Consider the following 14,387-nt stretch of genomic DNA (forward strand, 5'->3'; position numbering starts at 1 on the left):
AACGTTCCCCTTACTTTGCGTTTTCTTTAGCCAACTGTTCTGATTTAATACGCACTTCTTCTCTGATTTCCGCAATACTTGCCAATTTTTGGTCGTATGTCTTTTGAGAGAGGTCGACTGGATATTGCTCTGGGTTCAAGATACGTTTGTATTCGTCCCATAGCGCTTCGATTTGCTCGTCTTTGTACGCTTTAATCTCTTGAAGTTTTGGCAATTCATACACGCGTTTTCCGTTATTGAAAATCGGTTGTAAAATTGGACGCGCAGTAAAGTCTTTCACTGTTTTATTGATATAAGTGTAGACTGGGTGGAACATAAAGAGTTCGTCTAATTGATCTGGACGTTCATCCCATAGCGCAATGTAGTCCCCTTCAGATTTTCCGTCTGAATTACGTGTAATACGCCATACTTGTTTCTTACCAGGTGTGGATACTTTTTCCGCATTATTCGAAATCTTCATTGTATCTACCATTACGCCGTTTTCGTCTTCGATACTTACAAGCTTGTACACACAGCCAAGCGCTGGTTGGTCATACGCTGTAATTAAACGAGTTCCGATTCCCCAAACGTCAATTTTAGCACCTTGCATCTTCAAGTTAAGGATTGTTTTTTCATCTAGGTCGCTTGACGCGTAAATTTTCGCTTTTGTAAATCCAGCTTCGTCTAATTGTTGACGAACTTTTTTCGACATATACGCCATGTCACCACTGTCGATACGAACGCCTAAGAAATTAATCTTGTCACCGAATTCTTTGGCTACACGGATGGCATTTGGAACACCAGATTTCAAGATATCATACGTATCCACTAAGAACACGCAGTCACGGTGACTCTCAGCATAGGCTTTAAACGCTTCGTAGTCATCACGGTACGCTTGTACTAATGAGTGGGCATGTGTTCCAGAAACTGGAATGCCAAACATCTTGCCGGCACGAACGTTACTTGTCGCATCACATCCACCGATGTACGCTGCACGTGTTCCCCAAATTGCCGCATCTAATTCTTGCGCACGACGAGTTCCGAATTCTAATACTGGATCGTCTCCTGAAACCATACGTACACGGCTCGCTTTTGTTGCGATCAGTGTTTGGAAGTTGACGATATTTAATAAGGCTGTTTCAATTAATTGGCATTCCGCAAGCGTTCCTTCTACTTGCACCAATGGTTCGTTCGCGAAAACGAGTTCTCCTTCTACTGCTGAGCGGATGCTTCCTTTGAATTCGAAGTTTTCTAAGTATGTTAAGAATTCTTCTGGATAATGTCCAAGTCCACGTAAATAGTCAATATCCGTTTTTGAGAAACGTAATTGTTCAATAAAGTGGACAATGCGTTCTAGTCCCGCGAAAATCGCATATCCATTTTCAAATGGTAACTTTCTGAAATATGCTTCGAAAATCGCTTTTTTCTCAGACACACCGGTTTCCCAATACGTTTTCATCATATTAATTTGGTATAGGTCTGTATGTAGTGTTAAACTATCATCTTTATAAACTGAGTTCATCTATTGATACCCCTTTTTTATTGTAATTACCTCTCTATTTTACACCAGTTCTGGACAATTGTACATGGATGGAGACTTGAAGAAAAAAAGCAAGTCCTTCGTTAGACTTGCTTTTTGCTCTATTTATTTTTTATAGGTCTAAGAATCCTTCGTGCGGAGTCATGTTAAAGTATTCCGCAATTTCTTGTAATTGCTTATCTGTAATTTCTTGTAGGATTTTTCCGCCTTGTGCACCGACTTGAGAGTAAATCATCGCAGCTTTTTCAATCACTTCGATTAAACCATATGTTTCATCCAGCGTATCGCCTGATGCAAATAATCCATGGTGTGGCCAAATCACCGCTCTAAACTCAGCCATCTTCGCAGCTGTTGCTTCCCCAATCTCGTTTGTTCCAGGTGTCATATAAGGAATTACGCCGATACCTTCTGGGAAGACGACGATGGATTCCGCTTGCATTTTCCAAAGTAGTCTTGATAAATGACGTTCGTCTAATGGTTGTGTGAAGCTTAATGCGATTAAGTTTGTTGGGTGGCAATGGAAGACTACTTTATGATTTGGATTCACCTTGAGTCGTTCGATGTGGCTCATTAAGTGGCTCGCGAATTCTGAGGTTGGTTTTCCGCCATCTTCGAATCCCCATAGTAACTCTGCTTTTTGTCCGTCTTCTGAAATACGAACCAAGCCTAAATCAAGAAGCGGTTGATTGGTGACATTTCTGAAGTAACGGCCTGTCCCTGTTACTAAGTAATAGAATCCTGCAAGTGTAGAGGCGTCGAATCCTAAGTCGAGGACACGTTTGACTTCTCTCACATCTTCATAACCTTCTACTTCGCTAGCTTCTAGACGTACTGATACGTTCCCGCCATTACGTTCATCCCAGTAACGTAAGTACGATTCTTTGGTCAGTTCACATAATTTTTTTACCGCTGGTGATTCAATAAATTTTGTCATTTTTCAATTCTCCCTTAATTTCTTTTTGATAATACTTGTTCTTCGGTTGCTTTGACTTCATTATACCATGCAAGCCCGACTGTAACACTATTGATTTTAAGGAGTTTAGACAAACAAATAACCGATAACACTCCTTGAGTATTACCGGTCTTCCATTATTCTGCTTTATTCGAATTTTCCTTTATTCGCTTCATTCGCTGTTTTCAAATCAATTTGAAGAAGGTTGACTAAGTTTACGTCATCAATCGTTGCTTTTCCTTTATCGTCGACTTTAATCGCTAAATAGTGCGTATTTCTTGGAAGATAATCCATACCTTCTAAGTTCACTCCCAAATTCGATTTAAACCCTAGGGCTGCTAATCGATAAATCAACTTAAGCAATAGGGCTTTAGAGAAATCAGATTGTCCTATCTTTTGAGATTCCTGGATCAACCCTTCAAAGAAAGCTTGATTGTCTCTTTGATAACTTGCTTGTACTTCATATTGATAGAGATCTACTTTTGGAGCTTGGAATTTCAAATACACGGTATCCCCATCGACTTTATAATCTTCCAGCGTGTAAGCTCCTGCTTTCCCTAGTGAGTTTGTATTTACTTTTAAATACATAGGTCCATAAACTTTAATAGGATAAGTAACTCCTTGAAACTCTATCTCTGCATCATTAGAGAAGGTTGGTCTGGATTCTGTCACCATCTTCACCATATACCCATTCCATAGTTTATCAAAAAATTCTTCTTGATTAGAGGTAGTTGTGGCATTTAACAGCGCATCAAAATTTTCTTGATTTACAAAGACAGCGTCCACTAATTTTAATGCTTCTTGTACTTTACTATCTGTAATGCTCTTTTTCTTCTCTGCAAGATCTTCTGCTGCTTTTTTCACCCCAGATAAAGGCATTTTTATAGTTTTGCCACTATTAGATTCTACATACGTTTGTTCGTAATTCCTTAATGGAGGCATTTTAGCATCCCAATCAAAGGAAGCCGCTGGACCAGTAACATCATTTTTATGATAAACCGTAGATTTCGTTTGAGCTTGTGTGGTTTCACTTGTAGCAGATGGAGTAGCTGAGCAGCCTGCAATGACGAATGAACAGAATAACGAGCTCCCTACTAGAAGTAATTTAAGTTCTTTTTTCATTGAGTTCTCCTTAATACTTTTAAAATAGCAATCTTTGAAAGTTTATTTATATGAATTTTATTATAGCATACTCCTTTGATTCTCAAAACTTTCTTTCTATAAAGACTAAAAAAGCACCCCTACAAATGTAAGAGTGCTCAACGACTTTCATTATTGTAATTTTTCTAAGTCGGCTTGTAAGGCAGCTACTTTTTCTTTTGCAGCTTCTTCACTATCTGCTTTCGCTCCGATATAGAACTTAATTTTTGGTTCTGTACCACTTGGGCGAACCGCAATCCATGATCCGTCTTCCAAGATGTATTTCAATACGTTAGAGGTTGGAAGTCCAATTTCAGAAACGACCCCATTCGCATCTTTTTGCTCATTCACTGCGAAGTCTTGAGCTAATGCTACTTTCAATCCTCCAAAGCTTGTTGGAACTGAAGAACGTAAGCCATCTAATAAAGCTTTAATTTTTTGTGGTCCTTCTAAACCAGCGACTGTTACAGAGATTGTCTTTTCTAAGAAGTAACCATGTTTTGCATATAATGCTTGAAGACCATCATATAAAGTTTTGCCTTCGTTCTTGAAGCGTGCAGCTACTTCTGTTAGTAATAACACTGCTTGAACCGCATCTTTATCACGGACGAATGATTTCACAAGGTATCCATAACTTTCTTCGAAACCGAACATGAAAGTATGTTCGCCAGTTTCTTCGTCGTGTTGGATTTGCTCTGCGATAAATTTGAATCCTGTTAATACATTCATCATTTCAGCGCCATAGCTTTTAGCCACAGCTGTTGGAAGTTCGCTACTTACGATTGATTTCACGACAAGCGCATTACTTGGAAGAGTTCCTGCTTGTTGGTGAGCATATAATAAGTAATCGACTAAGATAGCCGCGATTTGGTTCCCTGTAATTACTTGGTAGCTTCCATCTGGTAAGCGTACTGCAGCACCCATACGGTCCGCATCAGGGTCAGTCGCTAATAATACATCAGCGCCTACTTTTTTCCCTAATTCTACCGCATATTCAAATGCGCCTGCTTCTTCAGGGTTTGGAGATTTAACTGTTGAGAAGTCTCCATCTGGCACCGCTTGTTCTTCAACCACATGCAATCCTTTGAATTCTGCTTGTTCTAATGCTTTTTCTACAAGCATTAACCCAGTTCCGTGTAATGGGGTATAAACGACTGATAATCCTTCTACATCGCTAAGAAGTTTTGGATTCACAGATACCGTTTTGATTTCTTTCAAGTACGCATCATCGACGTCTTTCCCGATAATCGTTACAAGGCCTGATGCTTCTAATGCATCATCATCTAGCACTTCGATTTCAAGTGGATTTGCCACTTGGCGAACGTATGCAGTTAAAGCATCTGCATCTTTTGGAGGCATTTGACCGCCGTCTTCACCATATACTTTATATCCATTGTAAGCTGCTGGGTTATGACTAGCTGTAATCATAATTCCGGCAAATGTATGCAAGTAACGTACCGCGAATGATAATTCTGGCGTTGGACGTAAGCTTTCAAATACATATGACGCAATGCCATGAGTGGCTAATGTACGTGCAGATTCCATTGCGAATTCTGGTGAAAAATGACGTGAATCATAAGCAATCGCTACGCCACGTTTTTTCGCTTCTTCCCCGTAACTTTCAATTAAGCGTGATAATCCTTCTGTTGCCTGACGAACAGTGTAAGTGTTCATGCGATTGATCCCAGGTCCAACAATTCCACGCATTCCCGCAGTACCAAATTCTAATGGTGTATAGAAGGCTTCCTCTTTTTGAACGTCATCCATTGATTGTAATTGCACCTTTAATCCTTCTTCTAGTGCATCAAAAGATTCCCATAGTTTTGCTGTTTCTTTCCAACTCATTTGCATCCGTCTCCTTCTATTGAGTAATTCTGTCTTACCTTCTTTTATTATCCCCGATTTTCCGAATAGTTTCAACCTCTTTGTGAATTAAAAATCAAGATTTTTAACTTCAAAGCCGTATTCCTGAATATGTGTTTTCAGCATATGCAAGAATCGCTCTGCTTCCTTCGATAATTTTCGCTGATCATGTTGCAAGATCCCCAGTTCCATCGTATCTTCCACGTCCAGAGGAACCGCAACAATCTTATCATCGTTCAGCTTGCTACTAATAATCCCTGAACTAATCGTGTATCCATTTAATCCGACCATTAAATTAAAGATGGTCGCACGGTCACTTACCTTAATGCTCTTCTTATGCTCCATCGTGCTGAGGATTTCCTCTGAGAAGTAGAATGAGTTTTCTTCTCCCTGTTCATAGGATAAATAAGGATAGTCTTCTAATTCTTCTAGCGCAATGCTCTCTTTTTCGGCAAGTGGATTTTGAGTACTTAAGAATACGTGTGGTTGTGCCGTGAAGAGTGGCGTGAAGACTAAGTCCTTTTCTTTGAATAATTTTTCCATGACTTTACGGTTGAAATCATTCAAATACAAGACACCAATCTCACTCTTATAGTTCGTTAAGTCTTCTAAAATGTTTTGTGTTTCTGTTTCGCGAAGCGTGAATTGATATTCGTCTCCAGCTTCCTTTTGAATAAAATCTACAAAGGCATGGACCACAAAGGCATAGTGCTGAGCGGATACTGAGAATGTTCGTTTCCGTTTGGTTTGTCTTTTGTATTTTTCTTCCATCAAATTCACTTGATCGAGGACTTGACGAGCATATACAAGAAATTCTCGTCCTTCTGCCGTCAAAGTAATTCCCGTATTTCCACGTTGAAAAAGCGTAATATCCATCTCGATTTCAAGTTCACGAATGGCCTTCGACAAACTTGGTTGGCTGACGTATAACTCTTTAGCCGCCTCATTCATCGAACCTTTTTCAGCAATTTTTTCAAAATAAATGAGTTGCTGAATTCTCATGCAACCACTCCCTTCTATTAGATTTATTGTACCATCTTCTTTGGAAAATAAAAATAAACTCCTCCATGCAATTACATGAAGGAGCCGATAGGAATTCTGTTGATTAGTCTTGGAATTTGAAGACTACTGAAGAATCGTATAGTTTTAATACTTTTTCAAATACAAGCTTGCTTGCAATCGCAGCAGCAATTGGAACAGCTAACCATACAATAGCAGCTAATCCAACATTCAATCCTGCATCAATAGAAGCTAATGGTCCTACTAAACCTACAAGACCGAATCCAGCAGATTGTGGAGTACCACTTACTGAGAAGAGCGCTACAGGAATCGCTGAAAGAATTGCTGTCGATAAACATGGAATCAAGATAACTGGATATTTGAATAAGTTTGGCATCATTAATTTCATTGCTCCTAAAGCAATCGCTAATGTTACCCCTGATTTATTCACTTTCCATGAATGAACTACTAATGCTACAGCGGTTGCAGCAACCCCCATTGCAGCAGCCCCGGCAGACACACCGTTTAACTGAATCGCTAAACCAATCGCTACTGTAGAGATTGGTGAGATGATTAAAAATGCGAATGAGCAGCAGATTAAGATAGACATCAAAATTGGTTGTAATGTTGTGAACTCGTTGATCACTTGACCAATCGCTGCAGTAATCATTTTAACGTATGGTAAGAGTAATAATCCGATAAACGCAGATCCAACCCCAACGACGATTGGCATTGCAACCACTGCTGTTGAACCAAATTTATCTTTAATGAGCATCAACATTCCAACTGCAATCGCAGCGGTCACCATGGTATTGATTAAGTCCCCTGTTCCAGCACCTACATAAGCTTTCAATTCAGCATTGTAAGTTACAACCCCACTGGCTACAAAGCAGGCACCTGCTGTTACCATCATTTCCATTGGTTTAAATCCAAATTGTAAAGCGATTAATCCACCAATGATAAGGGGCGTTGCTAATTGGAAAATTACTGCAATTTGTGTAATTGTTACAGCAATTGGATATTGACTAAAATATTTTAAGATTGCAGATAAAACAGCGTTTGGAATTAGACCAACAATAACCCCTAGTGCTGTTCCTGATAAGATTTTATTGATAAAGACTTTTCCAGTCATTTTTGTTTGAGCCTGAGCTTCCATAATTTCCCCTCTTTCTTGAGCTATTTAGCTCCTAAAATTTGTTCTTTACAATGAACTAAAGCTGTAAGAAAAGCACAATACGGTGTTGGTATTCCATATTTCTTACCTTTACGAACAACCGCACCATTAATATAATCAATTTCTGTTAAACGATTATTTTTATTCAAGTCTTGATACATAGATGGATAATGAAGTCCAATTGTCTTACAATTATAACAATTACTCTCGATATATTCAACAATTTCTGAAACATTTATTTCGATATTTTCAAATTTTGCAACATCTGCAAATTCTTTCACAATATTTTCAACAATCATATGAGCATCTGTAGTAGATCCAAACTCATACATATTACTTAATAAAATGGTACATAAGCCATTCATTGTACCATTGACACAAGCCTTCTTGTAGATGGCATATAGGATATTCTCTGAATAATTAGCGTTTAAACCTGCGCTATTCAATACCTCAACAATTTCAAGAGCTCCTTCTTTTGCATCGTCAGTATCCACTAAGTTCTTCAACGCAACTGTTCCACTACCAAATAGTTTCACTCGTCCTGGACCTTCCATTCCTGCAGTCCACATAGTATTTCCTATAAAGATATTTTCTTTAGGAACAAATTTTTCAATGACTTCTTCGTGACCAATACCGTTTAGTAAGCATAGCACCTTAGTCTTTTCATGAATAACAGGTTTTAAATCATTGAGCATTTTTTCTAATTGCATTGCCTTTGTAAATAGAATAATCAAATCACTCGTCGCAGACTCTGTTACTTCACTTTGGAGTAGCGCTGGTAATTTTACAACGACTTCCTCTCCATTGAAGTTTGCTTTTAATCCCTCTTTTTGAATGGCTTCTACATGATCTTTCCAACCATCTACTAGTACTACTTCGTGCCCCGCGTTATGCAACATCAATCCGAAACGACTTCCCATCGCTCCAGCACCAGCTATTGTTATTTTCATACTTATTCCTCCTTAATTTAAATAGACATTGCTTCTCATTTTTTTCTTTGATAAAATAATGTGTAAGATTTCACTTAAATGACGAGGAGACATTCAAATGGATATTAAACATCTACAATACTTTGTAAGTATCGTTGACCATGGGGGATATTCCCCAGCTGCACGCAGTTTATTCATCACACAACCTACCCTTTCCCAAACCATTAAAAAATTAGAATCAGAATTACATACTCCTCTTTTCATTCAGCAAACAAACGGAATCAGCTTAACGGATGCTGGGCAAATTCTTTACGAAGAAGCGAAAAAAATCATTTTACAGTTAGAAGAAACTGTTCAAAAGATTCAAAAGCTAAATCGCCCGCAAAAAGAAACGATTCGAATAGGTCTCCCAACTCTTTTTGCCATTAAATTAATGCCAGTATTCTCAAGATTTATGATGTCCCACCCAACAGTTCATCTAACAATGATTCAAGGTGGATCTAGAGAACTACAAACAGCTCTCGTCAATGGCGAAATTGATCTTGGAGTTCTTTCGTTTCCAAAGATTGAAACCGATATTTACCTTGAGCCTTTTCAAAAAGAATTTTTGGGATACCATGCTAGTATCGTCGTTCCGAAAGGGCATCCGTTTGAACAGGCATCCTCACTCACCTTTGAACATCTCAAAAATGAACGTTTCAGTACTTTATCAAGAAACTTTATGTTAGGAAAACTACTGCATACTCGTTCTAGAGACTTTGGATTTGAGCCTCATATTGTTTATACAGATGATAATTGGGAAGTTTTGCTAGCTAGTTTAGCAACCTTTAATTCCATATGCATTATGGCCCATGAATATAAGGAATTTTATTCTGATGCTTCTCTTACTTGGATCCCACTAGACGATAAGAAGAGTTTCTTCCCTATTGGAGTGGCTTATCTTCCAAATCAAACTTATTCGCAAAATACAATCGAATTAATAGAATTATTGCGAGATTTGTAAGTTTTTATCTCTATTTATTGTACAATGTTTGTGATTTTTTTACCAATTGAGTTTTTTTATACCTCTATAAGATTTTTCTATAGTCTTCTTACTAAAAAAGGACATCAAGTTTAGGAGTTCTCCTAAGCTTGATGCCCTTTTTTGTTGGGTTTAATCTATATTTTTACTAAATTGCCCAGTCTCCGTTGCGGAAGATTGGAACGACAGTACCGTCTTCACGGATACCATCAACGTTCATTTCTGGTCCACCAATCATGAAGTCCACGTGAACATCCGCACGGTTTAATCCAGCTTCTCTTAATTCTTCTTCAGTTTCGAATTTTTCTCCACCTTTAACGCTTGTTGCATAAGCAGAACCAATTGCTAAGTGGTTTGAGGCATTTTCATCGAATAATGTGTTGAAGAATGTAATGCCTGATTGAGAGATTGGTGATGGGTCACTTACGAGTGCAACTTCACCTAATCCACGAGCACCATTGTTTTCGAATACTAAGTCTTTCATTACTTGGTCGCCTTTTTCAGCAGATACTTCTGTGATTTGACCGTCTTTGAAAGTCACTTTGATGCCTTCGATAATGTTTCCGTTGTAACTTAATGGTTTTGTACTTGATACGTATCCATCAGCTACGCGGAAATCAGGAGCTGAGAAGACTTCTTCTGTTGGCATATTTGCGATGAAGTGTTCTCCTTGAGCATTGATGCTTCCAGCACTCTCCCAAACATGGTTTTTAGGCATTCCTAGGGTTAAGTCTGTCCCTGGTGCAGTGTAGTGTAATTTCACGAATTGTTCTTTGTTTAAGATAGCTGCTTTTTTGTCTAATTTTTCTTCATGTTCTTTCCATGCTGCTACTGGATCATCAGCGTAAACACGGCAAGTTTTGAAGATTTGATCCCATAATAAATCTACTGCTTCTTCGTCCGTTGCAGCATTAGGGAATACTTTCTTCGCCCATTCTTTACCAGCCGCAGCGGCTACTGTCCAGCTCACTTTGTTGGCTTGTGTTGCTGTACGTAATGGTTTTAATGCAAGACTTAATGCTTTTGTTGATTGTTGTAGACGTTCTGCTGATACTCCAGCAAATGCGTCTGGGTCAGCTGAGCGAACGTTTAAGCGGCTTGCTTTCTTCTCTAATAAGTAGTTCATTTCTGCTACACGGTATTCTGGAACGTTTGTGATACGGTCTTCAGCTGCGTGTAATAAGCGTTCACGGCCTACGAAATCGTCTGCCCATGATACAATAACTTCGCTTGCTCCGTGTGCGTAAGCTTCTTTTACTAATAAACGAGCTAATGGTGCTTGGTCTACGTCAATCACAATATTCACTGTGTGACCTGGTTGCACGTTAATCCCTGTTGAGATTAATAATTTAGCGTATTTTTCTAAATTTTTGTCGAAATCTTTCAATACCATATTGACACTCCTTTTAATATAACTATCTTCATCCTATCATATTTCTAGTCGAAATTCTTATAAAACACTTCATCTAAGTACAGTCCGTGAGCAGGCGCGGTTGGTCCAGCCACATTTCGGTCCATCGCTTCAAGAATTTGCTTCATTTCTTCCACTTCTCGTAAGCCATCTCCAATTTGAAGCGCCGTTCCAACTAAAATGCGAACCATATTGTAGAGGAAACCTTTCCCTTCAAAAGTAAAAATTAATTCATCACCGTTTCTCTTCACTTCTGCTTTCGTCACAACGCGAACTTTGGAGTCTTTATCGCTTTTTGTCGAACAAAAACTTGTAAAATCATGTTCTCCAATCACTGCTTCAAAAGCCTTGTTGATGCGGTCTACATCCGTTTTGAATGGGTGATGCAGCTCATACTGACGAAGAAACGGACTCTGCACAGGTGCATTCGTTACTTTATAAATATATCGTTTTCCTGTCACACTATAGCGTGCGTGAAAGTCTTCAGACACCGCTTCTGCTCTTAAAATACGGATTGCAGTTGGTAACAAACTATTCATCGCACGAACGAGTGAAGCTGCCTCAATGGCTTTCGGATAGTCGATATGAACTACTTGACCGTTGGCATGTACCCCAGAGTCTGTACGTCCAGATCCACTAACTGGAATGTATTGACCCTTTGTCATCTTTTTCAGTGCCTTATTCAGTTCTGCTTGAATACTATTCCCATTCTCTTGCACTTGAAATCCAACATAGGGAGTTCCATCGTATTGAATAACGAGTTTATATCGCTGCATCTTTTTCCCTTCTTTCAAAAAAGAGCTTGACAAGTCAAGCTCCTTATTTTTTATGCTTTAAATACAAATAATAAAATGGTTACGGCCACTAGGGATAATCCCGCAATGGCATCACGCATTTCATAATGTAGGACACGGTATTTACTACGTCCGTCTCCTCCTTGATATCCACGTGCTTCCATGGCTGTGGCCAAGTCTTCTGCACGATTCAATGAGCTCACAAAAAGCGGAATAAGAATTGGAATAATCGCCTTCATTTGTTCAAAGAGATTTCCTTCTCCAAAATCAACCCCACGAGCTCGTTGCGCGTTCATAATTTTTTGTGCTTCATCCATTAAGGTTGGAACGAAACGAAGCGCAATCGATAGCATTAACGCAACCTCATGTACCGGAAACTTCACAATAGAAAGAGGCTTCATCACCGCTTCAATGGCATCTGTCAACTGCAAAGGTGCAGTTGTTAGCGTTAAGAGCGTTGAGAATGAGATAATTAATACGAATCGTAAAAAAATGAATATCGCGTTAATAATCCCATCGGAAGTCACTTGAAGGAATCCCCATTTAAAGTAAACTTCCCCTCCGCTGGTGAATAGGATTTGAAGTGCTACGGTAAATAGAATGACCCAAATTAATGGGCGAATTCCTTTCCAGAAGAATCCTAGAGGAATCTTTGACAACAGTAACGCAATAAGTGTATAGGCAATCAACAAGCCATAGGTTATCCAGTTATTGGCCAAGAAGATGACTAATACAAACGCAAATGTTCCAATTAATTTCGTTCTTGGATCTAGTTTATGGATCCATGAGTCTCCTTGTAAATAACGTCCTAATATCAATTTATCGAGCACTTGCTTCACCTCCTAAATTAGAGTGTGAAACCAGTAAATCCGCTAATTGATCTAACGTCATTGGACGCTCTTCGGTTGAAAAACCTTTTGCTTTTAGCTTTTCCACAAATTGAATCGTTGAAGGAAGGCCTAATTGTTTTTCTTGTAGCCAACGTGCATCTGCGAACACTTCTTCAGGCGTACCAGTTTTTACAACCGTCCCTTTTTCACAAACAATCACGTAATCTGCATAGTCGCTTACATCATTCATTTGGTGAGTTACTAAAACGATGGTAATCCCTTGCTCTTTTTGTAAGGAGGAAAACATCTCCATCATTTCTTTACGACCTTTAGGATCTAGTCCCGCAGTTGGTTCATCTAGTACTAACACCTCAGGCTGCATCGCTAAAACCCCAGCAATAGCAACACGGCGCATTTGTCCTCCGGATAAATCAAACGGTGACTTTTGCAAGACATCTTCAGGAAGCCCCACAATCTTCAGTGTGTCTTTGGCAATTTGATTGGCTTCTTCCTCGCTCACTCCAAAATTCTTTGGGCCAAAAGCAATATCTTTCTCAACAGTTTCTTCAAAAAGTTGTGCTTCCGGAAATTGGAATACAATTCCTACTTTCTTTCGTAAAGGTTTCAAATCCTTATTACTCGTTTGAGCATCTACGATACGTTCCCCTAAGGCCACTGTTCCTGTAGTAGGCTTTAATAAAGCATTCAAATGTTGAAGAATAGTTGACTTCCCTGAACCAGTATGACCGATAATTGCAGTATATTTTCCAGAAGGAATTGCAAAATTCACGTCATATAATGCTCGTGTTTCAAAAGGAGTGTTTGCTTGGTATGCGAAATTTACTTCGTTAAAACGGATGTCCATAACCACTCCACCAATCCTTCCTCATCTAAATACTCCTCAGGGACATTTATTCCTCTTTCACGAAGAGCTTCTATCAGTTTCTCAGCAAAAGGAACATCTAATCCTTTTTCAACTAGTTTGGATCCTAATTTAAAAATTTCCTTTGGAGTCCCAATTTGTTGAATTTGACCTTGCTCCATTAGGACAACTCTGTCTGCTTGAGCCGCTTCATCCAAATCATGTGTAATAGAAATAACGGTAATCTTCTTTTCTTTATGAAGCTTTTGAATCGTCGAAATCACTTCTAAACGCCCTTTTGGATCTAACATCGATGTTGCTTCATCCAAAATAATTACTTCAGGTTCTAATGCCGTTACTCCCGCAATGGCTACTCTTTGTTTTTGCCCACCTGATAAGCGAGCTGGTTCTTTCGTCCGAAATTCAGACATTTTCACCATATCAAGAACTCTGGTTACACGTTCGAGCATTTCTTCGCGAGGAAGTCCAATATTCTCCAACCCAAAAGCAATATCATCTTCCACAGTAGTTCCCACGAATTGATTATCAGGATTTTGGAACACCATTCCAACTGTTCTTCTTGCTTCAAACACAGTTTCTTCAGTTAACACTTTCCCATTCACAACAACAGATCCTGTATTTGCTTCAATCAAACCATTCATAACTTTGGCCAAAGTAGATTTCCCGGACCCATTATGACCAATAATTGCTAACCATTCACCTCGTCGAATTTCTAGTGAAACTCCGGTAAGGGCTTCTCTGGCATCGTCTTCATGATAACGATAATGAATATTATCCAACTCAATAATAGTATGATCCAATAACGACACCCCTTTCCTTATTTTATGTATGATAAAAAAATATGTATAAATAAAAAAACACACTTTATTACG

13 protein-coding genes are annotated in these 14,387 nt (G+C 38.9%); 1 reads left to right on the forward strand and 12 read right to left on the reverse strand.

Translation table 11 applies throughout. The annotated features are described in order from the left end of the window. Positions 1-10: 10 nt before the first annotated feature. From ADH99_RS06980 to ADH99_RS07010, 7 genes are all read right to left on the reverse strand, one after another. A complete protein-coding gene (locus tag ADH99_RS06980; protein WP_049555331.1) occupies positions 11-1,501 on the reverse strand; it encodes a nicotinate phosphoribosyltransferase in 1,491 nt (496 codons plus the stop codon). Positions 1,502-1,631: 130 nt separating this feature from the next. Then, the gene (gene rhaD, locus ADH99_RS06985; protein WP_049555332.1) at positions 1,632-2,453 is read right to left on the reverse strand and encodes a rhamnulose-1-phosphate aldolase; all 822 of its coding nucleotides are present in this window, start codon (positions 2,451-2,453) and stop codon (positions 1,632-1,634) included. A gap of 165 nt (positions 2,454-2,618) precedes the next feature. Continuing rightward, complete coding sequence (locus ADH99_RS06990; protein ID WP_049555333.1) at positions 2,619-3,593, reverse strand: hypothetical protein; 975 nt, start codon at positions 3,591-3,593, stop codon at positions 2,619-2,621. 150 nt (positions 3,594-3,743) lie between these two features. Beyond that, on the reverse strand, positions 3,744-5,456 hold the full coding sequence (locus tag ADH99_RS06995) for a phospho-sugar mutase (RefSeq protein ID WP_049555334.1): 1,713 nt from the start codon (positions 5,454-5,456) through the stop codon (positions 3,744-3,746). Between the two features lie 87 nt (positions 5,457-5,543). After that, on the reverse strand, positions 5,544-6,476 hold the full coding sequence (locus tag ADH99_RS07000) for a LysR family transcriptional regulator (protein ID WP_049555335.1): 933 nt from the start codon (positions 6,474-6,476) through the stop codon (positions 5,544-5,546). Between the two features lie 103 nt (positions 6,477-6,579). Continuing rightward, the gene (locus ADH99_RS07005) at positions 6,580-7,629 is read right to left on the reverse strand and encodes a PTS sugar transporter subunit IIC (RefSeq protein WP_005607421.1); all 1,050 of its coding nucleotides are present in this window, start codon (positions 7,627-7,629) and stop codon (positions 6,580-6,582) included. Positions 7,630-7,649: 20 nt separating this feature from the next. Next, a complete protein-coding gene (locus ADH99_RS07010; protein WP_049555336.1) occupies positions 7,650-8,597 on the reverse strand; it encodes a 2-dehydropantoate 2-reductase in 948 nt (315 codons plus the stop codon). 97 nt (positions 8,598-8,694) lie between these two features. On the opposite strand from ADH99_RS07010, the gene ADH99_RS07015 reads away from it, so the two are divergent. Further along, on the forward strand, positions 8,695-9,579 hold the full coding sequence (locus ADH99_RS07015) for a LysR family transcriptional regulator (protein WP_049555337.1): 885 nt from the start codon (positions 8,695-8,697) through the stop codon (positions 9,577-9,579). A gap of 166 nt (positions 9,580-9,745) precedes the next feature. On the opposite strand, the gene ADH99_RS07020 is transcribed toward ADH99_RS07015, so the two are convergent. Genes ADH99_RS07020 through ADH99_RS07040 form a run of 5 tightly spaced genes read right to left on the reverse strand, consistent with a single transcriptional unit; the run spans position 9,746 to position 14,324 of the window. Beyond that, positions 9,746-10,990, reverse strand: a complete 1,245-nt coding sequence (locus tag ADH99_RS07020) for an aminopeptidase (protein WP_049555338.1) — start codon at positions 10,988-10,990, stop codon at positions 9,746-9,748. Positions 10,991-11,034: 44 nt separating this feature from the next. Beyond that, positions 11,035-11,784, reverse strand: coding sequence for a tRNA pseudouridine(38-40) synthase TruA (gene truA, locus ADH99_RS07025; RefSeq protein ID WP_049555339.1), 750 nt, complete (start codon positions 11,782-11,784; stop codon positions 11,035-11,037). Positions 11,785-11,834: 50 nt separating this feature from the next. Beyond that, complete coding sequence (locus tag ADH99_RS07030) at positions 11,835-12,632, reverse strand: energy-coupling factor transporter transmembrane component T family protein (protein ID WP_049555340.1); 798 nt, start codon at positions 12,630-12,632, stop codon at positions 11,835-11,837. Next, positions 12,622-13,497 (reverse strand): energy-coupling factor ABC transporter ATP-binding protein, encoded by an 876-nt coding sequence (locus ADH99_RS07035; RefSeq protein ID WP_049555341.1) that lies wholly within the window; start codon positions 13,495-13,497, stop codon positions 12,622-12,624. The genes ADH99_RS07030 and ADH99_RS07035 overlap by 11 nt, the downstream gene beginning before the upstream one ends. Continuing rightward, on the reverse strand, positions 13,473-14,324 hold the full coding sequence (locus ADH99_RS07040) for an energy-coupling factor ABC transporter ATP-binding protein (protein ID WP_082160275.1): 852 nt from the start codon (positions 14,322-14,324) through the stop codon (positions 13,473-13,475). Before ADH99_RS07040 ends, ADH99_RS07035 begins: the two co-directional genes overlap by 25 nt. Positions 14,325-14,387 lie beyond the last annotated feature (63 nt).

This window comes from Granulicatella sp. 572.rep1_STHE (genome assembly GCF_001073445.1).
Lineage (GTDB): Bacteria > Bacillota > Bacilli > Lactobacillales > Aerococcaceae > Granulicatella > Granulicatella adiacens.